This window comes from Comamonas sp. BIGb0152 (assembly GCF_024809975.1).
Taxonomy (GTDB): Bacteria; Pseudomonadota; Gammaproteobacteria; order Burkholderiales; family Burkholderiaceae_C; genus Comamonas.
The window spans coordinates 392,228-416,286 of record NZ_JANUDY010000005.1; the positions used below are offsets into that span (position 1 = coordinate 392,228).

The 24,059-nt window shown below is 65.2% G+C and carries 23 protein-coding genes; 12 read left to right on the plus strand and 11 right to left on the minus strand.

Annotated features, from left to right (window positions below):
- The first annotated feature begins 27 nt into the window (after positions 1-27).
- The gene (locus tag M2375_RS12770) at positions 28-180 is read left to right on the plus strand and encodes a transcription initiation factor TFIID subunit D10 (protein WP_259167615.1); all 153 of its coding nucleotides are present in this window, start codon (positions 28-30) and stop codon (positions 178-180) included.
- Between the two features lie 135 nt (positions 181-315).
- Here the strand turns inward: M2375_RS12770 and gatB are convergent, their stop codons facing one another.
- The 3 genes from gatB to gatC all read right to left on the minus strand — a co-directional run bounded on the left by gatB (position 316) and on the right by gatC (position 3,707).
- Complete coding sequence (gene gatB, locus M2375_RS12775) at positions 316-1,770, minus strand: Asp-tRNA(Asn)/Glu-tRNA(Gln) amidotransferase subunit GatB (protein ID WP_259167616.1); 1,455 nt, start codon at positions 1,768-1,770, stop codon at positions 316-318.
- A 19-nt stretch (positions 1,771-1,789) separates the two neighbouring features.
- Positions 1,790-3,265 carry an Asp-tRNA(Asn)/Glu-tRNA(Gln) amidotransferase subunit GatA gene (gene gatA / locus M2375_RS12780; protein ID WP_259167618.1) on the minus strand — a complete coding sequence of 492 codons (1,476 nt, stop codon included), beginning with the start codon at positions 3,263-3,265 and terminating at the stop codon, positions 1,790-1,792.
- Between the two features lie 142 nt (positions 3,266-3,407).
- Positions 3,408-3,707: an Asp-tRNA(Asn)/Glu-tRNA(Gln) amidotransferase subunit GatC gene (gene gatC / locus M2375_RS12785; protein WP_259167620.1), complete on the minus strand. Its 300-nt coding sequence runs from the start codon at positions 3,705-3,707 to the stop codon at positions 3,408-3,410.
- A 212-nt stretch (positions 3,708-3,919) separates the two neighbouring features.
- Here gatC and M2375_RS12790 point away from each other — a divergent pair, with 212 nt between their 5' ends.
- The 4 genes from M2375_RS12790 to mrdA all read left to right on the plus strand — a co-directional run bounded on the left by M2375_RS12790 (position 3,920) and on the right by mrdA (position 8,726).
- On the plus strand, positions 3,920-4,966 hold the full coding sequence (locus tag M2375_RS12790) for a rod shape-determining protein (protein ID WP_259167621.1): 1,047 nt from the start codon (positions 3,920-3,922) through the stop codon (positions 4,964-4,966).
- A 288-nt stretch (positions 4,967-5,254) separates the two neighbouring features.
- The gene (mreC, locus tag M2375_RS12795; RefSeq protein WP_259167623.1) at positions 5,255-6,196 is read left to right on the plus strand and encodes a rod shape-determining protein MreC; all 942 of its coding nucleotides are present in this window, start codon (positions 5,255-5,257) and stop codon (positions 6,194-6,196) included.
- A gap of 37 nt (positions 6,197-6,233) precedes the next feature.
- Positions 6,234-6,752: a rod shape-determining protein MreD gene (mreD, locus tag M2375_RS12800; protein WP_259167626.1), complete on the plus strand. Its 519-nt coding sequence runs from the start codon at positions 6,234-6,236 to the stop codon at positions 6,750-6,752.
- 21 nt (positions 6,753-6,773) lie between these two features.
- Positions 6,774-8,726 (plus strand): penicillin-binding protein 2, encoded by a 1,953-nt coding sequence (gene mrdA, locus M2375_RS12805; protein WP_259167629.1) that lies wholly within the window; start codon positions 6,774-6,776, stop codon positions 8,724-8,726.
- 43 nt (positions 8,727-8,769) lie between these two features.
- Here mrdA and M2375_RS12810 read toward each other — a convergent pair whose 3' ends face one another.
- Positions 8,770-9,528, minus strand: a complete 759-nt coding sequence (locus M2375_RS12810) for a TSUP family transporter (protein WP_259167633.1) — start codon at positions 9,526-9,528, stop codon at positions 8,770-8,772.
- A gap of 499 nt (positions 9,529-10,027) precedes the next feature.
- Positions 10,028-11,710 carry a GMC family oxidoreductase gene (locus tag M2375_RS12815; RefSeq protein ID WP_259167634.1) on the minus strand — a complete coding sequence of 561 codons (1,683 nt, stop codon included), beginning with the start codon at positions 11,708-11,710 and terminating at the stop codon, positions 10,028-10,030.
- Positions 11,711-12,008: 298 nt separating this feature from the next.
- Between M2375_RS12815 and M2375_RS12820 the strand changes: the two genes are divergently transcribed.
- The 5 genes from M2375_RS12820 to M2375_RS12840 are packed head-to-tail and all read left to right on the plus strand — an operon-like array spanning position 12,009 to position 16,275.
- A complete protein-coding gene (locus tag M2375_RS12820) occupies positions 12,009-13,133 on the plus strand; it encodes an ABC transporter permease (protein WP_259167636.1) in 1,125 nt (374 codons plus the stop codon).
- Between the two features lie 2 nt (positions 13,134-13,135).
- Positions 13,136-13,963: an ABC transporter ATP-binding protein gene (locus M2375_RS12825; protein ID WP_259167638.1), complete on the plus strand. Its 828-nt coding sequence runs from the start codon at positions 13,136-13,138 to the stop codon at positions 13,961-13,963.
- 2 nt (positions 13,964-13,965) lie between these two features.
- Positions 13,966-14,931 (plus strand): MlaD family protein, encoded by a 966-nt coding sequence (locus M2375_RS12830; RefSeq protein WP_259167640.1) that lies wholly within the window; start codon positions 13,966-13,968, stop codon positions 14,929-14,931.
- A gap of 10 nt (positions 14,932-14,941) precedes the next feature.
- Positions 14,942-15,628, plus strand: coding sequence for an ABC-type transport auxiliary lipoprotein family protein (locus tag M2375_RS12835; protein WP_259167643.1), 687 nt, complete (start codon positions 14,942-14,944; stop codon positions 15,626-15,628).
- Positions 15,628-16,275, plus strand: coding sequence for a hypothetical protein (locus M2375_RS12840; RefSeq protein ID WP_259167645.1), 648 nt, complete (start codon positions 15,628-15,630; stop codon positions 16,273-16,275). Before M2375_RS12835 ends, M2375_RS12840 begins: the two co-directional genes overlap by 1 nt.
- A 57-nt stretch (positions 16,276-16,332) precedes the next feature.
- Here the strand turns inward: M2375_RS12840 and M2375_RS12845 are convergent, their stop codons facing one another.
- From M2375_RS12845 to M2375_RS12870, 6 genes are all read right to left on the minus strand, one after another.
- Complete coding sequence (locus M2375_RS12845; protein WP_259167648.1) at positions 16,333-16,530, minus strand: hypothetical protein; 198 nt, start codon at positions 16,528-16,530, stop codon at positions 16,333-16,335.
- Positions 16,527-17,903 carry a cell envelope integrity protein CreD gene (creD, locus tag M2375_RS12850; RefSeq protein ID WP_259167650.1) on the minus strand — a complete coding sequence of 459 codons (1,377 nt, stop codon included), beginning with the start codon at positions 17,901-17,903 and terminating at the stop codon, positions 16,527-16,529. Before creD ends, M2375_RS12845 begins: the two co-directional genes overlap by 4 nt.
- 107 nt (positions 17,904-18,010) lie before the next feature.
- Positions 18,011-19,477 carry a two-component system sensor histidine kinase CreC gene (gene creC / locus M2375_RS12855; protein ID WP_259167653.1) on the minus strand — a complete coding sequence of 489 codons (1,467 nt, stop codon included), beginning with the start codon at positions 19,475-19,477 and terminating at the stop codon, positions 18,011-18,013.
- Between the two features lie 9 nt (positions 19,478-19,486).
- The gene (gene creB, locus M2375_RS12860; RefSeq protein ID WP_259167655.1) at positions 19,487-20,203 is read right to left on the minus strand and encodes a two-component system response regulator CreB; all 717 of its coding nucleotides are present in this window, start codon (positions 20,201-20,203) and stop codon (positions 19,487-19,489) included.
- 25 nt (positions 20,204-20,228) lie between these two features.
- Positions 20,229-20,975 carry an SDR family oxidoreductase gene (locus M2375_RS12865; protein ID WP_259167656.1) on the minus strand — a complete coding sequence of 249 codons (747 nt, stop codon included), beginning with the start codon at positions 20,973-20,975 and terminating at the stop codon, positions 20,229-20,231.
- A 64-nt stretch (positions 20,976-21,039) separates the two neighbouring features.
- On the minus strand, positions 21,040-21,921 hold the full coding sequence (locus M2375_RS12870) for a helix-turn-helix transcriptional regulator (protein WP_259167658.1): 882 nt from the start codon (positions 21,919-21,921) through the stop codon (positions 21,040-21,042).
- 130 nt (positions 21,922-22,051) lie between these two features.
- On the opposite strand from M2375_RS12870, the gene M2375_RS12875 reads away from it, so the two are divergent.
- A complete protein-coding gene (locus tag M2375_RS12875; RefSeq protein ID WP_259167661.1) occupies positions 22,052-23,269 on the plus strand; it encodes an MFS transporter in 1,218 nt (405 codons plus the stop codon).
- Positions 23,270-23,321: 52 nt separating this feature from the next.
- A complete protein-coding gene (locus M2375_RS12880; RefSeq protein ID WP_259167663.1) occupies positions 23,322-24,014 on the plus strand; it encodes a dienelactone hydrolase family protein in 693 nt (230 codons plus the stop codon).
- Positions 24,015-24,059 lie beyond the last annotated feature (45 nt).

Consider the following 24,059-nt stretch of genomic DNA (forward strand, 5'->3'; position numbering starts at 1 on the left):
TGTCATCATCTTGAAGGAGCTACCGCTATGACTCAGCCAAACAGCCAACGTAATCCCAACCAGGTGAACCAGCAGCAATCGGGCCAGAAACCCGGCTCGCCCAAAGAGCAGCAGCACCAGCAGCAATCGCCGCAGCAAAAGCAGCCTGGTCAGCAAGACCGGTCGCAGCCGCAGCGCTGAAGCCCGCGTTGGCCTAAGCAACCGGTATTCGCCACCGCGCGATAACCAGCAGGGTCAGCCAGGGTGCATGCCTGGCAAGCCCGTAAAAAAGCCTCCATCGCTGGAGGCTTCTTGCTGTCTGCGGTGGCGGGGAGATCAGGCGAGCTTGGCCTTCAACAGCTCATTGACCTGGCCCGGGTTGGCCTTGCCCTTGGAGGCCTTCATCACCTGGCCGACCAGGGCGTTGAAGGCCTTGTCCTTGCCGGCCTTGTACTGCTCGACATTGCCGGGGCTGGCGGCGATCACCTCGTCGATGATGGCTTCGAGCGCGCCGGTGTCGTTGGACTGTTTCAGGTCCTTGGCGTCGATGACGGCGTCAACGTCCGTGCCCTCGCCGCTCCACAGCGCCTCGAACACCTGCTTGGCGCTGTTGTTGCTGATGACATTGCCGTGGATGCGGGCGATCAAGGTGCCCAGCTGCGCGGCGCTGACCTTGACCTGGTCCATGCCGATCTCTTCCAGGTTCAGACGGCGCGAGATCTCGCCCATCACCCAGTTGCTGGCCAGCTTGGGCTGGCCGCTGGCCTTAGCGGCGGCTTCGAAGTAGTCGGCCATGGCCTGACTTTGGGTCAAGGTGGTGGCGTCGTACTCGGGCAGGCCGTAGTCGGCCACAAAGCGGTCGGCGCGCTGGCGCGGCAGCTCGGGCATGTCGGCCTTCACGGCCTGCACCCAGCTGTCGGCGACGACCAGCGGTGGCAGGTCGGGATCGGGGAAGTAGCGGTAATCGGCCGCGTCTTCCTTGGTACGCATCGCGCGGGTCTCGCCGCTGTCGGGGTTGAACAGCACGGTGGCCTGCTGGATCGCGCGGCCGTCTTCGATCTCTTCGATTTGCCAGCGGATTTCGTAATCGATGGCGATCTGCATGTTCTTGAACGAGTTCAGGTTCTTGATCTCGCGGCGGGTGCCCAGCGGCGCGCCAGGCTTGCGCACGGACACGTTAGCATCGCAGCGGAATGAGCCTTCCTGCATGTTGCCGTCGCAGATGCCGATCCAGGTGACGATCTTGTGCAGCTCTTTGGCATAGGCCACGGCCTCTTCGGAGCTGCCCATGTCGGGCTCGGTGACGATCTCCAACAGCGGCGTGCCGGCGCGGTTCAGGTCAATGCCCGACTGACCGATGAACTCGTCGTGCACCGATTTGCCGGCGTCTTCTTCGAGGTGGGCGCGTACCAGGCGCACGGTCTTTTTCTGGTCGCCCACGAAGAAGCTCACCTCACCGCCTTGCACCACCGGGATCTCGAACTGCGAGATCTGGTAGCCCTTGGGCAGGTCGGGGTAGAAGTAGTTCTTGCGCGCAAAAATGCTGACGGGCGCAATGGTGCTGCCCAGCGCCAGGCCGAGCTTGATGGCGCACTCGACGGCCTTCTTGTTCATCACCGGCAGGGTGCCGGGCAGGGCCAGGTCAACGGCGCAGGCCTGGGTGTTGGGCTCGGCGCCAAAGGCGGTGCTGGCGCGGCTGAAGATCTTGCTGTTGGCGGCCAGCTGGGTGTGGGTTTCAAAACCAATCACCACTTCGTAGCCGTTGATGAGCTTGATGCTTTTTTCGGTCATTTCTGTGTTCCTCCCTGCGTTACTTCGCGATGCCGGTGGGCTGGCGCAGGTGGTGGTCGGTGGCTTGCTGCAGCTGGTGGGCCGCGTTGAGGAGCTTGGCTTCGCCAAAGTAGTTGCCGATGAGCTGCAGGCCCACGGGCATGCCGCCTTCGCCAAAGCCGGCGGGCACGCTCAAACCAGGCAGGCCGGCCAGCGATGCGGGCAGGGTGTAGATGTCGGCCAGGTAGTTGGCCAGCGGGTCGCTCTTGCCGCCCAGCGCCCAGGCCACGGTGGGCGCGGCAGGCCCGGCAATCAGGTCACAGTCCTTGAAGGCGGTCTGGAAGTCGTCGGCAATCATGCGGCGGATCTTTTGTGCCTGCAGGTAGTAGGCGTCGTAGTAGCCGTGCGAGAGCACATAGGCGCCGGTCATGATGCGGCGCTTGACCTCGTCGCCAAAGCCTTCGGCGCGGGTCTTTTTGTACATGTCCACCAGGTCGCTGTAGTCCTTGGCGCGGTGGCCAAACTTCACGCCGTCAAAGCGCGAGAGGTTGGACGATGCCTCGGCCGGGGCAATGATGTAGTAGACGGGGATGGACAGCTCGGTGCGCGGCAGGCTGATGGGCACCAGCTTGGCGCCCAGCTTTTCGTACTCCTTCAGCGCGGCATCCACGGCGGCGCGCACATCGCTGCTCAGGCCATCGCCAAAGAACTCGGCGGGCACGCCAATGCGCAGGCCGGCCAGCGAGTCGTTCAGGTGCAGCGTGAAGTCTTCGGCTGGGTGGTCGAGGCTGGTGGAGTCGCGGTCCAGGTCGGGGCCGCACATCTCGCTGAGCAGCAGCGCGCAGTCTTCGGCGGTGCGCGCCATGGGGCCGGCCTGGTCCAGGCTGGAGGCGAAGGCGATCATGCCGTAGCGGCTGGCACGGCCATAGGTGGGCTTGATGCCGGTGATGCCGCAGAACGACGCGGGCTGGCGGATGGAGCCGCCGGTATCGCTACCCGTAGCCGCAGGCGCCAGGCGCGCGGCCACGGCCGCTGCCGAGCCGCCGGACGAACCACCAGGCACCCGGCTGGTGTCCCAGGGGTTGCGCACCGGACCGATGGCGCTGTTCTCGTTGGCCGAGCCCATCGCGAACTCGTCCATGTTCAGCTTGCCCAGGGTCACCGCGCCGGCGCCCGCCAGCTTGCTGACCATGGTGGCGTCAAACGGCGACTGGTAGCCGGCCAGCATCTTGCTGCCCGCCGTGGTGGGGAAGTGCTGGGTGACGAACAGGTCCTTGTGGCCAATGGGCACACCGGCCAGGCGGCCGGCGCTGCCCGCCGCAATGGCGGCATCGGCGGCAAGGGCCTGGGCCAGTGTCACTTCTTCATTGATGTGGAGGTAGGCACCCAGATCCTGGTGGGTCTTGGCGCGGGTCAGAAAGTGCTGGGCGGCCTCGACGGAGGACACTTCGCGGCTTTTGAGCTTGGCGGCCAGCTGGGCCACGCTCAAGTCATGCAATTCGGTAGGGATGCTCATGCAAATCTCGCGATCTTGGCGATCTCAGTGAATGGGAAAGGGCGCTGGGCGCCGGTCTCAGGAGCGGGGTGCAGATCGGTGCTGCCACCCCGGCCAGGGGCCGGTTGTTGCCAGGGCCGACAAGGCCTGAAGATGCTGTGAATTACTCAATCACCTTGGGCACCAGGAAATAGCCTTTTTCCACGGCAGGGGCGCTGCGCTGGTTGGCCTCCCGGTTATCGGGCTCACTGATGACGTCATCGCGCAAACGCAGGGTGATTTCCTGGATCGCCGCCACGGGGTGCGACAGGGGCATGACACCGGAGGTATCCACAGCCTGCATCTTCTCCACAATGCCGAAAAAGTTATTCATCTGCGAGAGCATGCGCTCACTCTCCACGTCGGATAATTCAAGCCGCGCCAGGTTGGCGATGCGGGCAATGTCATCTTTTGTCAGGGCCATAGATAGTCGTATGTAAACCAGTCGTAAAAAAACGGGGCCGGAAAGCGTTGCCCTGTAAGTTATTCACAGGGGATGGGGTATTATCCCGTCTTTGACGCAATAACGCGGCAACGTCGGTCATTGCGCATCAAAAACCCTTCTGTCATCTCACCACACACCAATGAGGGGCGATGGAGCGCCGAAGCGCGGCCCATGCCCTAAAGGAAACCTGCATGTTCGGAGCGTTTCGTCGCTACTTTTCCACCGACCTGGCTATCGACCTGGGCACGGCCAACACCTTGATTTTTGCGCGCGACAAGGGGATTGTGCTTGATGAGCCGTCCGTCGTTGCGATCCGCCACGAAGGTGGCACCCATGGCCGCAAGGTCATCCAGGCCGTGGGCCGCGAAGCCAAGGCCATGCTGGGCAAGGTACCCGGCAATATCGAAGCCATCCGCCCGATGAAGGACGGCGTGATTGCCGACTTCTTGATCACCGAGCAGATGATCAAGCAGTTCATCAAGATGGTGCACCCGCGCACCCTGTTGTCGCCCAGCCCGCGCATCATCATCTGCGTGCCTTGCGGCTCGACCCAGGTGGAGCGCCGCGCGATCAAGGATGCGGCCCTGAAGGCAGGCGCCACCCAGGTGGAGCTGATCGAAGAGCCGATGGCTGCCGGTATTGGTGCCGGTCTGCCGGTGTCTGAGGCCTCGGGCTCGATGGTGGTTGATATCGGTGGTGGTACCACCGAAGTGGGCGTGATCTCGCTGGGTGGCATGGTCTACAAGGGCAGCGTGCGTGTGGGCGGTGACAAGTTCGACGAATCCATCATCAACTACATCCGCCGCAACTACGGCATGATGATTGGCGAGCCGACGGCCGAGCTGATCAAAAAGAGCATTGGTTCTGCCTTCCCGGGCTCCGAAGTCAAGGAGATCGAGGTCAAGGGCCGCAACCTGTCCGAAGGCGTGCCGCGCAGCTTCACCATCAGCTCCAACGAGGTGCTCGAAGCGCTGACCGAGCCGCTGAACCAAATCGTTTCTGCCGTGAAGAACGCGCTGGAACAAACCCCGCCCGAGCTCGGTGCCGACATTGCTGATCGAGGCATGATGCTGACCGGCGGCGGCGCCTTGCTGCGCGACCTGGACCGCCTGCTGGCCGAAGAGACCGGCCTGCCGGTGCTGGTGGCCGAGGAGCCACTGACCTGCGTGGTGCGTGGCTGCGGTATCGCCCTCGATACCCTCGATCGCAAGGGCATGACGATTTTCACCAGCGAATAAGGCGAGCGCCATACGCGGGGATACGCAATAATGGCGAGCGCCAGCGACTATGCATTCCATAGCCCGCTGCAGGCCCGCCATTGCGCTTTCCGGCCCGCTTGCCACTGGCGGTGTGCAAGATGCCCGGCTGGAGGGCCCGCTGCTGTGCTGCGCCCGTTTCTGCTTTTTCGCATGTCTCTGATGTCCCTGCCCTTGCCCCTTGTCTACCGTGCAGATCGCCGACCGGCGAGCCTGCGCGCGCCTTGGCCAAGCTGGCTGCGGCCGGGCAGGGCCTGCTGAGACAACCGCATGCCACGCAACGTCTTTTCTGGCGGTATACCGACCTTCCGACCCCAGGGGCCCAGCGCCAATGTGCGTCTGGCCCTGTGCGTGGCGCTGGCGGTGTTCCTGATGGTGGCGGATGTGCGCTTCAAGCTCACCGAGCCGCTGCGCAAGGCCGTCGCCACCGTGCTCTACCCACTGCAGTGGGTGATGCTCCAGCCGGTGCTGCTGGCCCAGGGCGGCTCCAAGTATTTCGAAGACCTGCACACCGCGCAGGCCGCGGCCGTCACGGCCGAGAAAAGTGCGATTGCATTGACCCAGCGGGCCAACTTGGTCGAGACCTTGGACCATGAGAACCAGCGCTTGCGCCAGTTGCTCAACCTGGTGCCACGCCTCAAGACCGAAGGGCGCGCCGCGCAGGTGGTGTACGAGACGGCGGATGCCTTCAGCCGCCGGGTGGTGATCGACAAGGGCGAGCTGGCCGGCATAGCACGCGGCTCGCCGGTGATGGACGAGATGGGGGTGCTGGGCCAGGTCACGCGGGTGTTTCCGATGTCGTCCGAAGTGACCTTGCTGACCGACCGCGAGCAGGCCATTCCCGTGCTCAATCCCCGCACCGGCGCCCGTGCGGTGGCCTATGGCGATCCCACCAACGCCTATGGCGGTGGGATTGAGCTGCGCTTCATGCCCAGCAATGCCGATATCCAGGAAGGCGATCTGCTGACCACCAGTGGCGTGGACGGCGTCTACGCCCCCGGCCTGCCGGTGGCGCGCATCATCAAGATCGAACGCCGCGCTGATTCGCCGTTCTCGCGGGTGTACTGCGAGCCGCTGGCGCAGATGTATGGCACCCAGTTTGTGATGGTGATCAACCCGCTGCCCGAGGATGCCTTGCCGCCGCGCCCCGCCGTGGAGACCAAGCAACAAGAAGGCCCGGCGTCCACGCCGCGCAAGGGCAAGCGCGGATGATGCGGGCCCGCATGAACCGATACAAAGGGGTGCAGCCATGATCATGCCGCGTGGGCAGCCGTTGCTGCTGCCCGTCCCTCCGGGCTTTATTGCGCTGACCTTGGTGCTGGCGCTGATGCTCAACATGCTGCCTCTGGGCAGAGCCCTGTGGCTGCCCGATGTGCTGCTGCTGGTGCTCGTGTACTGGGGCGTGCACGAACCCGCCAAGATCGGCATGGGCTGGGCCTTTGTGCTGGGCCTGTGCATGGATGTGCACCAGTCGTCCTTGCTGGGCCAGCATGCGCTGGTCTATTCGGCGGTCATGTATGGCGTGATGCTGCTGCGCCAGCGCATCACCTGGCTGAGCGTGCTGGCCCAGGCCGTGCAGGTGCTGCCGCTGTTCCTGGCGTCCGACGTGGTGCAGCTGTTGCTGCGCATGTTGATGCGCGGCGGTTTTCCGGGCTGGGGCTTTCTCACGCCCGGTCTGTGGTGCGTGCTGCTGTGGCCGTTGATCAGCGGGCTGCTGCAGCTGCCCCAGCGCCAGCCGCCTGACGACGACGAAAACCGCCCTCTGTAAGCTGAGGCGGCTGCGCAGACCATGACCGAGATCCAGAATTCAGACCGCGCCCTCAGCCGTTTTCGGCTGCGGGTGATTGTCATCGGTCTGGTGGTGGTGCTGTGCTTTGGCGTCTTGCTCTCGCGTCTGTATGTGCTGCAGGTTGAGCGCCATGATGACCTGCTGGCCCAGGCCGAGAGCAACCGCACGGCGGTGGTGCCCATCGTGCCCAACCGGGGCCAGATCTATGACCGCAATGGCGTGCTGCTGGCCACCAACTACTCGGCCTATACCCTGGAGATCACGCCCTACAAAGTAGGTGATCTGGAGGAAACCATCGATGCGCTGTCCGAGCTGATCGAGATCACGCCGCGCGACCGCCGCCGCTTCAAACGCCTGCGCGAGGACTCGCGCAATTTCGACTCGCTGCCCATCCGCTCGCGCCTAACCGACCAGGAGGTGGCCAAGTTTGCTGCCCAGCGCTACCGTTTTCCGGGTGTGGATGTGAAGGCGCGCCTGTTTCGCTCCTACCCGATGGGCGAGGCGGGTGCCCACCTGATTGGCTATATCGGCCGCATCAACCAGCGCGAGAAAGAGCGCATCGACGACTCCGAAGAAGCCGCCAACTACCGGGGCACCGAGTACATCGGCAAGACCGGTGTGGAGGCCAGCTACGAAAAGGAGCTGCATGGCCACACCGGCGTGGAGCGCATGGAGACCTCGGCCGGCGGCCATGCGGTGCGCAAGCTGGGCAGCTCCCCGGCCACGCCTGGCGAGAGCGTGGTGCTGTCGGTGGACATCAAGCTGCAGAAAATGGTCGAAGACCTGTATGGCGACCGCCGGGGCGTGGCCGTGGCCATCGACCCGCGCAGCGGTGAGCTGCTGGCCATGGTCAGCAAGCCCACCTACGATCCCAATATCTTTGTCGAAGGCATTGACCAGGAAAGCTGGAAGGCGCTCAACGAATCCATCGACCGACCCCTGCTCAACCGCGCGATGCGCGGCACCTACCCCACCGGATCCACCTACAAGCCCTTCATGGGCCTGGCGGGGCTGGAGACGGGCAAGCGCACGCCCTCTACCGTCATCCAAGATGGTGGCAGCTGGACCTTTGGTGGCCACACCTTCCGCTCCGGCCATGCGCTGGGCCCGGTGGACCTGAACCGTGCGATCCAGCATTCGAGCAATGTGTATTTCTACACCCTGGCCAATGAGATGGGTGTGGATGCCATCCATGACTTCATGAAGCCGCTGGGCTTTGGCCAGCTCACCGGCATCGACCTGCCCGGCGAAGTGCGCGGTGTGCTGCCCAGCACGGCCTGGAAGCGCGACACCTACAAGCGCCCCGAGCAAAAGCGCTGGTATGCAGGCGAGACCATCTCGCTGGGCATTGGCCAGGGCTACAACAACTTCACCATCCTGCAGCTGACCCATGCGCTGGCCACGATTTTGGACAACGGCAACAGCCGCGTGCCGCATGTGGGCCGCACCTTGATTGACCCGGTCACCGGCGAGCGCCGCCCCATTGAGCAGCCGCCGCCCGTCAATCTGGGCTACAAGCAAAGCAATGTCGATGCGGTCAAGCGCGGCATGGTGTCGGTGGTGACCGGTGGTACCGGGCGTGGCTCCTTTGGCACCGCGCGCTATACCGCAGGCGGCAAGACCGGCACGGCCCAGGCCATCAGCATCGGCCAAAAGGAAAAGTACAACGCCGCCCGCCTGGCCGAGCGCCAACGCGACCATGCGCTGTACATTGCGTTTGCGCCCGCTGAAGACCCCAAGATTGCCGTGGGCGTGATCGTTGAGAATGCCGGTTTTGGGGCCGGCTCGGCCGCGCCCATTGCCCGCCGCATCATGGACTACTGGCTGCTGGGCGAGTACCCGAGCGAGGCCGACATGGCCGCCATGCAGCGGGGCGACGGTCGTGCGCCGATGGGCACGCCCCGCAGGGTGGAAGATATCCAGCTCAAACCGGCCACCGAGCCGGGGCAGTAAGGGCGGGGGCTTGGCCCTTAGAACAGGTTCTTAGATCCGGTGCTTAGCGCAAGAACGCGTCGTAGCCGGTCTTGAGGATCAGCGCCGCCACCACGACGATGAACATGCCGCGCACAAAGCCCGAACCCTTCTTCAAGGCCATCCAGGTGCCCAGCATGCTACCCAGGACGTTGGCAACGGCCAGCGGAATGGCAAAGTGCCACCAGACATGGCCCTTGGCGGTGAACAGAATCAGTGCCGCCACATTGGTGGCGATGTTCAGAATCTTGGCACTGGCCGACGCGTTCAAAAAGTCGTAGCCCAACCAGCGCACCATCAGAAACACAAAGAAGCTGCCCGTGCCGGGGCCGAAGAAACCATCGTAGAAGCCGATGCTGGCACCAATGGCCGAGGCCACCCAGGCCTCCGTGCGGCCGCTGTAGCGCGGGGCATGGGTCTGGCCGAGCTGCTTTTTGTACAAGGTGTAGGCCAGCACGGCGATCAGGATCAGCGGCAAGGCCTTGCGCAGCATGCTTGGGTCGACCACGGTGACCGCCCAGGCTCCCAGCAGCGAGGCTGCAAAGCCCGCGCCTGCAGCGGGTGCAATGGCGGCCCAGCGCATGTCCACCCGCTTGGCGTACTGGCGGGCGGAGATCAGGGTGCCCCAGACGCCTGCGCTTTTGTTGGTGCCCAGCAAGGTGGCCGGTGGCGCAGACGGGAAAGCGCCAAACAGCGCAGGCACCAAAATAAGGCCGCCGCCACCGACGACGGCATCCACAAAGCCCGCGAACATGGACGCGAGGGTAACGAAGATCCATTCCATGGGGCGAGATTGTCGCACCGCCGCAAGGGGCACAGCACCGTACCAGGGCCGCTAAATAGGGGGCTGGCTGCGGAACAGGCGCGGGCTGCCTGCGGTGCGAAGCGACGAGACCGAGGCGGAAAATAAAAAAGCGCCCGAAGGCGCTTTGAAGGAGCATCTCATTTTTATTGATGCTTTTTATAAATGTTCGAATTGTTGAGATGTCTCCTCGGTCCTCTCGCAGAGCACTGTTTCAGTGCCTCGAGTGCCTCTACTATAGGTCATCGCACCGGCATGGTGCATTGGGATTTACCCGAAAGGTAACTGAATTGGTGCAGATTGCGTGTGCTGCTGCGCAACGCCCGGTTTTTTGCCCTCATCCTGCGCAGAGCTGCCCCATAAAGGCGAAAAATGAGACAAAGCAGCCATTTGAGGGGCTGCAATCGGCTTTCTTAACCCTGTTGTTGCGGGGGGCAGGCCCAGAGCGGTGGTAACCGCTCTGAAACTCTGCGCCGCACCATCATGGCCCATGGCTGGCGCGTATCCACTCCGAGGCCCGCTCGGCCAGCATCAAGGTTGGGGAGTTGGTGTTGCCGCTGGTGATGGTGGGCATGGCACCCGCATCCACCACGCGCAGGCCCCGGATGCCGCGCACGCGCAGCTCGCTGTCCAGCACGGCCATGGGGTCGTTGTCGGCGCCCATCTTGGTGGTACCCACGGGGTGGAAGATGGTGGTGGCGATATCGCCCGCCAGGCGCGCCAGGTCTTCATCACTTTGGTACTGCGCGCCGGGCTTCCACTCGACCGGCTGGTACTTGGCCAGCGCCGGCTGCGCGGCAATGCTGCGCGTCACGCGCAGGCTGTCGGCGGCGACCTGGCGGTCTTCTGCGGTGGACAGGTAGTTGGGTGCAATGGCGGGTGCCGAGCGGAAGTCGCCATTCTTGATCTGCACGGTGCCCCGGCTGGTGGGGTTGAGGTTGCAGACGCTGGCGGTGAAGGCCGGGAAGCTGTGCAACGGCTGGCCAAAGGCGTCGAGCGACAGTGGCTGCACGTGGTACTGGATGTTGGGGTAGGGCTGGCTGGGGCTGCTGCGGGTGAAGGCGCCCAGCTGCGAAGGTGCCATGCTCATCGGGCCACTGCGCTTGAGCAGGTATTCCAGCCCGATCTGGGCCTTGCCCCAGAGGCTGCTGGCCATCACGTTCAGGGTGGGCGCGCCATCGATCTTGAAGACCGAGCGGATCTGCAGGTGGTCTTGCAGATTGGCACCAACGCCGGGCAGGTCGTGCTGCACGGTGATGCCATGCTGCTGGAGCAATGCGCCGGGCCCGATGCCCGAGAGCTGCAGAATCTGGGGCGAGTTGATGGCCCCGGCGCTCAGAATCACTTCCTTGTCGGCGGTGACGAGGGTCATCTCCGTGCCGGTCCAGACCTCCACCCCGGTGCAGGCGAGCTGGCCGTCCGCCTGGCGCTCCAGCACCAGACGGCTGACCTGGGCGCTGGTCCACATCTCGAAGTTGGAGCGGCCGTAGCAGGTGGGGCGCAAAAAGGCCTTGGCGGTGTTCCAGCGCCAGCCGTTTTTCTGGTTCACTTCAAAGTAGCCAACCCCTTCGTTGCTGCCCCGGTTGAAGTCGTCGGTGGCGGGGATGCCGGCTTGCTGTGCCGCCTGTGCAAAGGCATCGAGGATGTCCCAGCGCAGGCGCTGTTTTTCGACCCGCCATTCGCCGGTGCTGCCAGTGCGGCGGTTGCCATGCCACTGCGCAAAACTGGGGCTGGTCTCGCCCTCCTGGTCCAGGCGCCAATGGTCTTCATGGCGCTTGAAGTAGTTCACGGTATCGTTCCAGCGCCAGCGGGCATCGCCGGTCAGCTCGGCCCAGTGGTCGTAGTCGCGCGACTGGCCGCGCATGTAGATCATGCCGTTGATGCTGGAGCAGCCGCCCAGCGTCTTGCCACGTGGGTAGAGCAGGCTGCGGCCATTGAGCCCGGCATCCGGCTCGGTCTTGTACAGCCAGTCGGTGCGGGGGTTGCCGATGCAGTACAGGTAGCCGACGGGGATGTGGATCCAGTGGTAGTCATCGCGCCGGCCCGCCTCGATCAGCAGCACCCGGTTGTGGGTTCTGGCGCTGAGGCGGTTGCACAGCAGTGCGCCCGCAGTGCCGCCACCGATGACGATGTAGTCGAAAGAAGTGTTGTCTCCAGATTGCATGTGCTGTCTTTTTTATGATGGTGCGCGCCAGGCGCCCACGGTCCAACGAATCGGCTAGTTTGTAAGCAGTATGCCGGGCTTGCCAAGCGGGAAAACCAATGCCCTGCCCGGCGTCCGGCCCATTGCCGAGCCTGTGCCTGGCAAGCGTGGCGTGGATGCTGCAGTGGCGCGGATCGGCGCCCCCTTCCTACAGGGGAGAGCGCCGCAATCACGGGCTGCCAGGGTGCGCCTGGGTGACAGACCGGCTATAGTGCGTAGGGCGTGCGCAGCAGAGCGACACGCTTTATTTTTTGAATCCATGGACGATACGGCCCCTCTTATTGAGCAACTTCAGGACGGCACGCAGCGCTGGGCGCAGCTGCGCGGGCGCTGGGGTGCGGCTGAACTCGGCCAGCGCCCGCTGTGGCGCGATCTGCGCCGCCAACTCGACAGCACGCCGCCCCAGCCGGCACAGGGCTGGGACCTGAGCGAGCTGCAGTGGCTGGACCATGTGGGTGCCCAGCTGCTGTGGGACCACTGGGGCCAGCAATGGCCCGCGCAACTGCGCACCACCGAGCTGCAGCGCCAAATGCTCGACCGGGTGGCGTCCTTGACGATGGGTTGCCCTCCGGAATCCAAGGTCAACTGGTGGGGCTGGCTGATACAGCTGGGCATGGTGCTGCTGGGCTTTTTGGCCCATGTGCGCAGCATGGTCGAGATGGTGGGCCAGCTGCTGCTCGATGTGTTGCGGCTTTTGAAGAACCCGCTGCGTGGCCCCTGGCGCGATGTGTCGGGCCACTTGTACGCGATGGGCGCAACAGCGCTGCCGATCACCGCCCTGGTGGGCTTTTTGATTGGCGTGGTGCTGGCGTATCTGATGTCGCTGCAGCTGCGCCAGTTTGGCGCCGATGCCTTCATCGTCAATATTCTGGGTATCTCGCTGGTGCGGGAGCTGGGGCCCTTGCTGGGTGCCATCTTGGTGGCCGGTCGCACCGGCTCGGCCATTACCGCGCAGATCGGCGTGATGCGGGTCAACGAAGAGCTCGATGCCATGCAGGTCATGGGCATTGCCCAGGGCTACCGCCTGGTGATGCCACGCGCATTGGCGCTGGCCATTGCCATGCCGCTGGTGTCGATGTGGACCACGGTCTGCGCGCTGGTGGGCGGCATGATGGCGGCGGACGCCGCCATGGGTGTCTCGCCGGCTTATTTCATCCAGGCCATGCCCGGCGCTGTGGATATCGCCAACCTCTATCTGGCCCTGGCCAAGTCGGTCACGTTCGGCGTGGCCATTGCGCTGATTGCCTGCCACTGGGGGCTGGAGGTGGAGCCCAACACCCAGAGCCTGGGCCGGGGCACGACCTCGTCGGTGGTGATCTCGATCACGGCAGTGATTGTGCTCGATGCGATCTTTGCGATCGCGTTCCGCAAGGTGGGGTTCTAGCGATGGACAACGTCGTGTCCCCACCCCCAAGCGCAGCGACCAGCGATGAGAAAGTGGTCGATATCCGCAAGCTCTGGACCGTGTTCGGCCAGGGTGAGCGGGCCTTTGCAATCCACCAGGATCTGGACCTCACGGTCTACCGGGGCGAAATCTTGACCCTGGTAGGCGGCTCGGGCACCGGCAAATCGGTGCTGCTGCGCCAGATGCTGGGGCTGCTGCAACCGGCCAAGGGCGAGGTGCTGATCATGGGCCAGCCCGTCAAGGAGCTGAGCCTGCGCGGCGCGGCCTCGCGCATGGGCATGCTGTTCCAGCAGGGCGCGCTGTTCTCGGCCTTCAATGTGCTGGAGAACATTGCTTTTCCGCTCAGCGAGCAGGGCACCTTGCCCAAGGCGGTGGTGCACGATGCGGCCATGGTCAAGCTGCAGATGGTGGGCCTCAAGCCCGAGCACGCCACCCGCATGCCTTCCGATTTGTCGGGCGGCATGATCAAGCGCGTGGCGCTGGCCCGGTCGCTCATCATGGATCCGCCGCTCTTGCTGCTCGATGAACCCACGGCCGGGCTCGATCCCAACAGCTCGGATGAATTTTGCGATCTGCTCAAGGACTTGCATGCCGAGCTGGGTCTGACCGTGGTCATGGTCACCCATGACCTCGATACCTTGTTTGCGCTGTCCACCCGGGTGGCGGTGCTGGCGGAGAAGCAGGTGATTGTCTCGGGCGCTCCGCTGGACGTGGTGCAGTTCAAGCACCCCTTTATTGAACATTTCTTCCTGGGTGAGCGTGGACGCCGAGCGATGGCTCCGGTAGCGCTTGGTGGGGCGAAGGAATAGCTATGGAAAACAAATCGCATGCCCTCGCGGCCGGGTTGTTTGTGGTCTTACTCACGGCACTGGTCATCTTTTTGAGCCTGTGGATGGGGCGCGACAACACCAACTACACCCGCTATGAACTGTCCACCCGGGAGACCGTCAGCGGTCTGCAGCCCCAGGCGGCGGTGCGCTACAAAGGCGTGGCCGTCGGCCGGGTCACCAAGATCGAGTTTGATCCTGCTCGCGACGGCACGGTGCTGATCATCATTGCGGTGAACGCGGAAGCACCGATCTCGCAAACCACCTACGCCATGCTGGGCTACCAGGGTGTGACGGGTCTGGCGCATATCCAGCTCGATGACGACAATGCCGAAACCACACCGCTGCCGCCCGGCCCCGACGGCATTCCGCGCCTGCGTGTGCGGCCCTCGCCGTTTGGCCAGTTTGCCGAGCAGGGGCCCATCATCATGCAGCAGGTGGAAGATGCCACCCGCAAGGTCAACGAGCTGCTCAACCCCGAGAACCAGCAGGTGCTGGTGGACAGCATGAAGAACCTAGGCCAGGCCGCCCAAAGCTTGGACCAGCTGAGCAAGCGCCTGATGGTGACCGTGGATACCAAGCTGGACCCGGCGCTCAACAGCTTGCCCGCCGTGGCCCAGGATGCACGCAAGACCCTGGCCGGAATCCAGAAAACCTCGAACGATGTCAGCACGGCGGTGGGTACGCTGGCCGCCAAGGGCGGGGTGGTGGACCAGATGGGCCAGGCGGTGGAGAAGGTCAGCGACGCGGCGGACAACTTCAACCGTGGCACCTTGCCGGCCATGGGCCGCACCATGCACGATGTGGGCGCTGCTGCCCGCCGCATGGGCGATACGGCTGAGGCCTTCAAGAACAACCCGCAGTCTCTGATTTATGGCAGCTCCAACGCGCTGCCGGGCCCTGGCGAGCCAGGTTTTGTCGCGCCCCAGCCGGCGGGCAGCGGACGATAGGATGGATGCCATGTTTTCTACTTCTCAACGGCTGGCGCAGCGCGCCCAGCGCCTGCAAGCAGCTGGCCGCATCGCCTTGGCAGCGGCTGCTGTTGCCGTACTGGCCGCTTGCTCGGCCTTGCCGCAAAAGCCGCAACCAGTGGCCCGCTATGACTTTGGCCCCACGCAAGCGCTGACGGCGCCCAGCACGCCATCGCCTAACGCCGAGCCGCTGGTGCTGGCCAATGTGCGCGCCGCCGGTGTGCCCGATGCCAGCGCTGCCATTTACTACCGGTTGGCCTATGCCGACGTGCGCGAACTGCGCCCCTACACCCAGGCCAGCTGGGCGCTGCCGGCCATGCAGCTGATTCAGCAGCGCATGCGCGATGTGCTCAGCGGCCAGCGTGCCGTCGTGCTGGATGACGATGGCGCCAACCAGCTGCTGCGCAAGACCGGCTACCCGGCGATGCTGCGCCTGGAGGTGGTGGATTTCAGCCAGGTTTTTGATTCGGCCCAGTCCAGCCAAGGGGTGCTGCGCATGCGCGCCACGCTCAGCGAGATCACCCCCAAGGGTGAGCGCTGGCTGGCCCAGCAGGTGTTCAACACCCAGCAGCCCGCTGCCAGCGCCGATGCGGCCGGCGCAGCGGCTGCGCTGGCGGCGGCCACCGACCAGGTGGCCCAGCAGCTCGATACCTGGCTGCGCCAACAGGGCCGCTGATGCGCCAGGGGCTCAAGCGCCAACTGTGGCGCCAGGGCGCGGTCTGGGTGTTGGGGGCCGCTGCCGTGCTGCCGCTGTGCGCGGCGGTGAGCGCGCAGATGGCGGACGATGCCTACCAGCAGGCGGCCGCGCAGCTCGATGAGACGGCAGAGCAGGCCTTGGCCGATTGCAAGCGCCTGGCTGCCGGCTCGGGCACACAACGGCGCTGCACCCTGGAGGCAGAAAGCCAGCATGCCGTGGACCAGGCGGCGCTGCAAGCGCAGCGCCACCCCAGCGGCAACAACCGTTTCAAGGCGCTGGCCGCCCAGGTGGACCGGCGCTATGTGCTGGCCGTAGAGGCATGCAAGACCAAGCACGCGGGTATCGACAAGGACAGCAAGGCCGCCCAGCACAGCTGCCTGAACCAGGCCAAGCAAAAGCGCGCTGCCGGCATCCAGGATGCCCACCAGCAAGCGGCCAGCGAGGTCTCGATTGTCACCCCGCCCAAAAGCCAAGCCGAACGCCAGCGCGAGGCCGACCTGGACACGGCCATTCGCAAGTGCGACAGCCTGCTGGGTGACGCCAATGTGCAGTGCATGCGTGGCTTGTCGCCAGAAGCCCGGCTGCGCGCAGCCAGCCGTGGCAGCGGCGGCCCGGCGACCCAATAAAAAGGCGCAGCCCGGCTGCGCCTTTTTCACGGATCTTCTACCGCGTAGTGCCTGCGGCTAAAACCTGCGCTGCGCCAGCAGCAGCGAGCAGCGCAACTGCAGCCACATCAAACGCCGGGCATTGGCCTGCAGTGGCAGCTGGCTACCACGCTCCAGCCACTGGTCGCGCAGCGCGCGCAGCTGGCTGCGGGTCATCTGGCGCTGGGCCTGCCGCCATTGCTGGCGTTGTTCTTCCATGTTGCGGTCCGGGCTCATGCGGCCTCCGGGGCGCTGTCGCCTTTTCCAAAGGCATACCAGTCGACCTTGCGGGTGGCCACCATCACGACCGCCAGCACGGCAAACAGCGCGATCGATCCGACTGCCAGCGCGGTTTGTTCGAGCTGCAGCAGCACAAACAGCAGGCCATACATCACCGCAATCAGCGCCGCAAACGGCAGGCCACGGCGCAGGCTGCCCAGGATGTGGCTGGCGTAGTAGCCCAGCAGCAGCACGCAGGCGCTGGCGGCGATGGCATAGGCCTGGTTAAAGCCCAGGTGCTCGGACAGGCTGATCAGCAGCAGAAAGAAGATGCACAGCGCCGAGCCCACCAGCAGGTACTGCACCGGGTGGACGCGCAGCTTTTTAAGCACCTCGAACATGGCCACGGCCACAAAGGTCAGCACGATGAAGAGCACGCCGTACTTGGTGGCGCGGTCGCTCAGGCTATAGGGGTTGACCGGGTCGATAAAGCTGGTGCCGAACTGCTCCATGCACTGGCTGCCTTCGGGCGAATCGTCGGTATTGGCTGCAGCCAGGCTGCACAGCGCGCGCTCTTGCACAAAGGCCTGGCGTGCCGATGAGGCCAGCGCTGGGATGCTCCAGCTGGCGCTGAAGCCCTGGTCGCTGATCTCGCGGCTCAGTGGCAGAAAGTTGCCGCCAAACGAGGGGTGGGGCCAGTCGGCCTGCATGCTGACCTGGTTGGTGCCACCCAGCGGTACAAAGGCGATGCGCTCCGTGCCCATCAGCTGCAACTGCACGACCACCTCCATCGCGGCGCCGCCCTCTGCGCTGGTGGCAGGCAAGGGCATGGGCTTGGATTGCAGGCCCCGGCTGTAGACCGCGTGGCCGGTGCCCGGCTCCAGCGGCAATGCCTTGCCATCCACCTGGAGCGCAGCGCTGCGGATGCCGCGCGGGTCGCTCAGCGGCAGGATCAGGCGCGGTGCATCGCAGTGGCGCACCGAGGCCCCTTCGGGCTTGCCCTGGAGCTGGTTGCCGGGCGCAAACCGGGCCACCAGCGTGTCGGCCATCAAGAAGGTGTTGACCTGGTAGAGGCCGCGCGCACGGGGCTGCATGTCGGTGCGCACCTGGTGGCTGATCTCATCGGGCAGGGCATAGCGCTGGAAGCTGACCAGCCGCGTCTCACTGCGCCCTTCACCATCCTTGCCGCTCACCTCGCGGCTGCAGCGCTGCGCCAGCACGGGGCCGAACAGGGTCTGGGCCCCGGCCGTGCTGTTGACCACGCTTTGCACGGCGCGGTCGCGGTTGTAGATGCGGTCCCGGACCACATCGCTGACCATCATCAGCGCAATCATCAAGATCGCCATGGTGATGGCCAGGGTGACGGCCTTTTGTACCAGTCGGTTTTTCATGCACACCTCGTTGCTTTGTATCGGTGCGGCGAGTGTCTGCGGCCCCGGTGAGCCGAGCATGAAGTCTGTGAAGGCAGCGTGAAGTGGCGAAAACTTGGAAAAAACGCTCAGTCCTGCGCGGAGAAATCCAGGCTGGCACGCAGGCCCGGCTGGGTGTTGGCAAACTGCAGCCGGCCGCCATGCAGCAGCATGATGCGCTGCACGATGGACAGGCCCAGCCCCGTGCCGCTGCGCTCGCCATTGGGGCGCGGGGTGGTGAAAAAGCGCTCGCCCAGGCGGTGCAGCAGGCTGGCTGGCACGCCCGGGCCGCTGTCCTGCACACTCAGGCGCCCGGGGGCCAAGCTCAGCACGATCTGGCTGTGGGTGGGAGAAAAATCCAGCGCATTGGCCAGTAGGTTGCTGATGGCCAGCGTGACCAGCGGCGCATCCCAGGGGCCCTGGCTGTCGTCGCCTTGCAGCCGCAGCTGTATGCCTTTTTGCGTGGCGGTGGCCTGCAGCTGCGCCATGGCCTGCTCGGCGCAGGCGCGCAGGCTGGTGCGGGTGCCGGCCGGGGCCAGTGCGCTGCGCTGCTCCAGCTGGCTCAGCTGCATCAGCTGGTCGATCAGGTTTTGCAGGCGCAGGCTCTGGTCCACCACCTGCTGGGCAAACATCGCCCGGTCGGCCGCGGGCAGCTCGTCCTGCAGCAGCTCACCGGCGCCCCGGATGGCGGCAACCGGGCTTTTGAGCTCATGGGTGAGCGCGCGCACATAGCCTTCGATATAGTCGCGCCCCTCCAGGCGGCGGCGCATGGAATCCATGGCCTGTGCCAGGTCGCCCAGCTCGCCTGGCACATCGGGTACCTCGGGCGTTTTCGGGGCGCGGTCGATGCGGCTGCCTTGCACCTCTTGCAGGGTCGGGCCCTGCACCTGCTGGGCATAGCTGCGCAGCTTGCGCACCTGCACCACCAGCCACCAGGTGATGGCAAAACCGACGGCAGCCGAGAGCAGCAAAAACAGCACGCCGCCGCGCAGCATTTTGCGCTCGCTGCTGTCGATGATGCTTTGCACGGCATTGGCTGGCTTGGAGACCGTGAGCACGCCCAGGATGGTGCCCTGGTGCGCGATGGGCGCAGAGACATACATGACGCTGGTGGCCTCGTCGTTGGCGACCTCGCGCGAGGTGCGGGCACCGTATTCGCCGCGCAGGGTGAGCGATACATTGCGCCAGCGCGAGTAATCGGACCCCACATCGCGCCCCGATGAGTCAAACAACACCCGGCCCTGGGCGTTGGTCACGGTTACACGTAGGCCCAGCGCCGCCTTGCGGGTGTCCCAGATCCAGACCCGCAGCGGCTGCTGGAAGGCGGCTTGCACATGCTGGGCAAAGCGGCTGCCCTGCGCATCGGCGGCCAGCTTGCCATCGGCTAGGTCATCGCTGGCCAAGCTGGCCAGCAGGTAGGCGGTCTCCACCAAGGTGTCTTCGGTGACTTTGCGTACGCTGGGCTTGATCTCGGCCATGAACACGCGCAGCACAAAAAAGGCCGCCAGCCCGTTGATCAGGAAAAAGGCAAACAGCAGGCGGATCCCCAGGCGCATGGCGGGCCTTCAGTCGCTGTCGCGCAGGCTGTAGCCCATGCCGCGGTGGGTGGTGATGAAGTCCCGCTCGGCGACCACGGCGCGCAGCTTGGCGCGCAGGGTTTTGATGTGGGTGTCCACCGTGCGGTCGGTGCTGTCGCTGTGCAGGCCCCAGACGGCGTCCAGCAAATGGTTGCGGCTGAGGATGCGGCCCTGCGCGGCCAGCAGGCTGCTGAGCAGCTGGAACTCGCGCCGCGTCAGATCCAGCAGCACACCTTGCAGCCGCACACACTGGCCCGCCGCATCGACCTGGAAGGCAGCGCTGGTCTGCACGACCGGGGCATGGCCCGCTGCAGCCGGTGCTGGTGAAAACTGCTGGGCACGGCGCAGCAGTGCGCGGGTGCGGGCCACCAGCTCGCGCGGGCTGAAGGGCTTGCTCAGGTAGTCGTCGGCGCCCAGCTCCAGGCCCAGCACCCGGTCCACCTCTTCCCCCCGGGCGCTGAGCACCAGGATGGGCGCGGGCGAGCCCGCCGCGCGCAGCTGGCGGCACCAGTCCAGGCCATTGCCATCGGGCAGGCCCACATCGAGCAGCAAGGCATCGAAGCGGTGGCTAGCCCATTGGGCGTGGGCATCGGCCAGCAACAGGCTGTGGGTGCAGCGGATGCCATCGCGCTCCAGCGCGTAGCAAACGGTGCGGGCAATGGCTGGGTCGTCTTCCAGCAGCAGCACATGGGGAGCAGGGCGCATGGTGGGTTCCTGGCTGAACACGGGCCTAGCGGCCGCCTCCGGCATCGATGAAAGAGCCGGTGCTGTAGCTGCTGAGGTCGGACATCAGCCAGTAGATGGCCTGGGCGATTTCGTCTGCGGTGCCGCCCCTGCCCAGCGGCACGCCGGCCGACAGCCGCGCTACCCGGTCGGGCTGGCCGCCGCTGGCGTGGATATCGGTCTCGATCAGCCCTGGCCGCACGCCGTTGACGCGAATGCCTTGCGCGGCCACCTCATGGGCCAGGCCCAGGGTCATCGTATCGATGGCGGCCTTGGAGGCCGCATAGTCCACATACTGGTTGGCTGAGCCCAGGCAGGCTGCCCGGCTGGAGACATTGACGATGCTGCCGCCTGCGCCGCCGTTGGCGGTGCTCATGCGCTGCACTGCTTCGCGGGCGCACAGAAAGCTGCCCAGCACATTGATATCGAACATGCGGCGCCAGCGTGCCATGTCCATGTCCTGCAGGCGCTGGGCCCGGTCCACCACGCCGGCGTTGTTGACCAGGGCCGTGAGGCGACCCAGGTCGTTGTCGACGCGGGCAAACATCGCCAGCACCTGCGCCTCATCGGCCACATCGGCCTGCACGGCGATGGCGCGGCGGCCCAGGCCCTGCACGCCCTGCACCACCTCGTGGGCGGCGGCTGCGTTGCTGCTGTAGTTCACGGCCACATCCCAGCCGTGGCGGGCAGCCAAGAGGGCGGTGGCGGCACCGATGCCGCGGCTGGCACCGGTGATAAGGACGATAGAGGTCATGGCATGGGGGCTCAGAAAAGGTGCCCTATCTTAGGGGAGGTTGCGCGCCTTGCCCACTGCGCTGTCAAGGCGCCGGCAGCGCGGCCAGCCGCTCCAGCGCCTGGGCATCCTGGTCGCTGACGGGCAGATAGACCACCATGCGCATGCCGTTGCGCGGCGCAGACCACCAGTAGGTCTGGCGCAGCTGGATGAGGCCGAGCACCGGGTGGTCAAAAGTCTTTTCGTTGTTCTCGGGGCTGCGCACCTGGTAGCGTTCCCAGGCGTTGCGAAAGACCTCGGAGTGCTTGAGAAAGTAGTCCAGCCGCTCGGCAATGGCCGGATCGCCACTTTGCTGGGTAGAGGCCGCGCGGAACATGGCCACCATGCGCTCGATGGCTTGCGGCTCATGGCGCACCACGCGCTGCCACTGGGGGTTGAACAGGTTCATGTGCAGGCAGTTGCGCTCCAAGGCGGGCAACTGCTGCAGCGATACGCCCATCAGCCGCTCATAGGCGGCATTGGCGGCGAGCAGGTCAAAGGCGGCGCTTTGCATTTGGGCGGGGTAGGGCAGCAGCTTGTCCAGCAGCTGCGTGTGCATGCAGCCCGGCCTGTCCAGCAAGCGCGGGGCCGGCTGGTCGAGCTTGATGCCTGCCAGCGCCAGCAGGTGGCGCAGTTCGTCGTCGTTGCATTGCAGCGCCCGGGCGATGGCCTCGATGGCCTGGCGCGAGGGCTGCACCTCGCGGCCTTGTTCGAGCTTGGTGTACCAGGTCACGCCAATGCCGGCGAGCTGGGCGACTTCTTCGCGCCGCAGGCCGGGGGTGCGTACCCGGCCGTGGCGCGCCAGGCCCATGGCGGTGGCGGACAGGCGCTCGCGGCGCACGCGCAGAAAGTGGCCCAGCTCCTGCGAGCGGGCAGAGGCCGCAACAACAGGCGGGTCATGGGGCGGGGGGGCTGCAGACAATGTCATGGGGCGATAGTCTCGCGGTCAATGGTGCAGTGCAGTATAGGCCTTTCAAGCCTAGGCTACGCAGAATCTTGTACCAGCCTAAAAAACACAACACACTGGCGCCCTGTTCATTTCAGGCGCTCGACCTCCCATGCGAAGAATCACTGCTGACAACGCCACTTTCGGCGTTTTTCTGGCCTTTTTGCTGATCCCCCTGTCGGGCATCGGTACCGATATCTACCTGCCCTCGATGCCGACCATGGCCCAGAGCCTGGGCGCGAGCGCCTCCCAGATCCAGCTGACCTTGACCCTGTTCATCGCCGGTTACGGCCTGGGGCAGTTGGTGGTGGGCGTGCTGCTCGACCGCTTTGGCCGCTGGCGCCCGACCATGGTGGCGTTGGCGCTGTTTGCGCTGTCGAGCGCGGCCATTGCCGTCAGCGACGACATTGTGGTCATCTGCGCGCTGCGGCTGCTGCAAGGCCTGTTGGGCGCCGTCGCGGTGGTGGGCAAGCGCACCTTTTTTGTCGATGTGTTCCGGGGCCCGGCGCTGCAGCGCTATCTGACCTGGATGACCGTGGTCTGGTCGCTGGGGCCCATCTGCGCGCCTTTTATCGGCGGCTTTGTGCAGACCCACTGGGGCTGGCGCGCCAATTTTGTGGTGCTGGCAGCATTCTCGGTGATCGCCCTGGTGCTGGAGCTGCTGGGCGGCGGCGAGACCCTGGCCAAGCCCCAGCCCATCCGGCCGCGTGAAGTGGCCAGCCGGGCCTGGGAGATCATGCGCAACCGCGCCTTTGCGCGCGGCGTGCTGTGCGTGAGTGTGGCTTACGCGATGGTGATGGGCTGGAGCATGGCCTCGCCCTTTATCGTGGAGACCGTGTACCACCGCCCGCCCACCACCACGGGCGCGCTGGCGCTGCTGATGGGCCTGGCCTGGATGGGTGGGGGCCTGATTGCGCGTGCCGCCATGGCGCGTTCGTTGGCAGCCAAACACCAGGCTGCGTTGCTGGCCATGGCCGGCTTTATTGGGTTGATGGCACTGACGAGCTGGCTGCCGGCGTCCTGGCCCATGCTGGAGGTGATGGCCGCCGTTGCCTTTTGCATCCATGTGGCAGCGGGCCTGGTGTTCAATATCCACTTCGCCAATGTGTTGTCGATGTTCCCGCAGAACGCGGCCCTGTCGGGCGGGATCGCCGGGGGCCTGGCCTTTTTGCTGACCTCGCTGCTCGCCTCGGTGGGCATCCACCTGGTGAACCCACAGACGGCGTTGGGCTTGGCGGCGGTGTATGGCGGCCTGTGCCTGCTGCTGGTCGCTGCCTGGCTGACGATGCTGGCCCGTCCGACACGGGCGCTGCCCTGTGCCGCGCCATAATCGACGGAGCCCCGAATCGGGAACCTGATCTGTTGCGCAAGGAGTGATCGCTATGGGACATTTTGTAGATCTGAAGTCGGCCGATGGCCAGGTGTTTGCGGCCTACATCGCCGAGCCCGAGGGCCAGGCGCGCGGCGCCATCGTGGTGGTGCAGGAGATCTTTGGCGTCAACTCGCACATCCGCTCGGTAGCAGACCGCATTGCCCAAAGCGGCTATGTGGCGATCGCGCCGGCCACGTTCGCCCGCGTCAAACCTGGTGTGGACCTGGGCTACAGCGATGCTGACATGCAAGCCGGCTCGGCCTTGAAGGCGGCGGCGGAAGCGCCCGCGATTGCGCCGGGCGTGCTGCAGGATCTGCAGGCCGCCATTGACGAGGGCGCGCGGCGCAGTGGCGGCAAGGTCGGCATCACCGGCTTTTGCTGGGGCGGCCTCTTGGCCTGGCGTGCGGCCTGCGAGCTCAAAGGCCTGTCGGCATCGGTGCCTTACTACGGCGGCGGCATGACCACGGCGCAGGAGATAGCGCGCAGCCCCCAATGCCCGGTGATGGCCCACTTTGGCGACAAGGACCACTGGATCTCGCTGGAATCGGTGGACGCTTTCCGCAGCGCACATCCGGAGGTGGAAGTGTATGTGTACGCGGCCGATCACGGCTTTAACTGCGACCAGCGCGGCTCCTACGATGCAGCAGCATCGGCGGCAGCGCGGGCACGCAGCCTGGCGTTCTTTGCCAAGCACCTCGGCTGAGCGGGCACTTCGCTTTCTCCCACCCAAAGCCTTGCGGGCGCAGTG

Coding starts and splice junctions, on each gene's coding strand:
- M2375_RS12835 (WP_259167643.1), top strand. CDS start 14,942: ATGTTTTCTACTTCTCAACGGCTGGCGCAGCGCGCCCAGCGCCTGCAA.
- mreD (WP_259167626.1), top strand. CDS start 6,234: ATGATCATGCCGCGTGGGCAGCCGTTGCTGCTGCCCGTCCCTCCGGGC.
- M2375_RS12830 (WP_259167640.1), top strand. CDS start 13,966: ATGGAAAACAAATCGCATGCCCTCGCGGCCGGGTTGTTTGTGGTCTTA.
- M2375_RS12810 (WP_259167633.1), bottom strand. CDS start 9,528: ATGGAATGGATCTTCGTTACCCTCGCGTCCATGTTCGCGGGCTTTGTG.
- M2375_RS12865 (WP_259167656.1), bottom strand. CDS start 20,975: ATGACCTCTATCGTCCTTATCACCGGTGCCAGCCGCGGCATCGGTGCC.
- creB (WP_259167655.1), bottom strand. CDS start 20,203: ATGCGCCCTGCTCCCCATGTGCTGCTGCTGGAAGACGACCCAGCCATT.
- creD (WP_259167650.1), bottom strand. CDS start 17,903: ATGAAAAACCGACTGGTACAAAAGGCCGTCACCCTGGCCATCACCATG.
- mrdA (WP_259167629.1), top strand. CDS start 6,774: ATGACCGAGATCCAGAATTCAGACCGCGCCCTCAGCCGTTTTCGGCTG.
- M2375_RS12845 (WP_259167648.1), bottom strand. CDS start 16,530: ATGAGCCCGGACCGCAACATGGAAGAACAACGCCAGCAATGGCGGCAG.
- M2375_RS12875 (WP_259167661.1), top strand. CDS start 22,052: ATGCGAAGAATCACTGCTGACAACGCCACTTTCGGCGTTTTTCTGGCC.
- M2375_RS12870 (WP_259167658.1), bottom strand. CDS start 21,921: ATGACATTGTCTGCAGCCCCCCCGCCCCATGACCCGCCTGTTGTTGCG.
- gatC (WP_259167620.1), bottom strand. CDS start 3,707: ATGGCCCTGACAAAAGATGACATTGCCCGCATCGCCAACCTGGCGCGG.
- mreC (WP_259167623.1), top strand. CDS start 5,255: ATGCCACGCAACGTCTTTTCTGGCGGTATACCGACCTTCCGACCCCAG.
- M2375_RS12815 (WP_259167634.1), bottom strand. CDS start 11,710: ATGCAATCTGGAGACAACACTTCTTTCGACTACATCGTCATCGGTGGC.
- gatA (WP_259167618.1), bottom strand. CDS start 3,265: ATGAGCATCCCTACCGAATTGCATGACTTGAGCGTGGCCCAGCTGGCC.
- M2375_RS12825 (WP_259167638.1), top strand. CDS start 13,136: ATGGACAACGTCGTGTCCCCACCCCCAAGCGCAGCGACCAGCGATGAG.
- M2375_RS12770 (WP_259167615.1), top strand. CDS start 28: ATGACTCAGCCAAACAGCCAACGTAATCCCAACCAGGTGAACCAGCAG.
- M2375_RS12790 (WP_259167621.1), top strand. CDS start 3,920: ATGTTCGGAGCGTTTCGTCGCTACTTTTCCACCGACCTGGCTATCGAC.
- creC (WP_259167653.1), bottom strand. CDS start 19,477: ATGCGCCTGGGGATCCGCCTGCTGTTTGCCTTTTTCCTGATCAACGGG.
- gatB (WP_259167616.1), bottom strand. CDS start 1,770: ATGACCGAAAAAAGCATCAAGCTCATCAACGGCTACGAAGTGGTGATT.
- M2375_RS12840 (WP_259167645.1), top strand. CDS start 15,628: ATGCGCCAGGGGCTCAAGCGCCAACTGTGGCGCCAGGGCGCGGTCTGG.
- M2375_RS12880 (WP_259167663.1), top strand. CDS start 23,322: ATGGGACATTTTGTAGATCTGAAGTCGGCCGATGGCCAGGTGTTTGCG.
- M2375_RS12820 (WP_259167636.1), top strand. CDS start 12,009: ATGGACGATACGGCCCCTCTTATTGAGCAACTTCAGGACGGCACGCAG.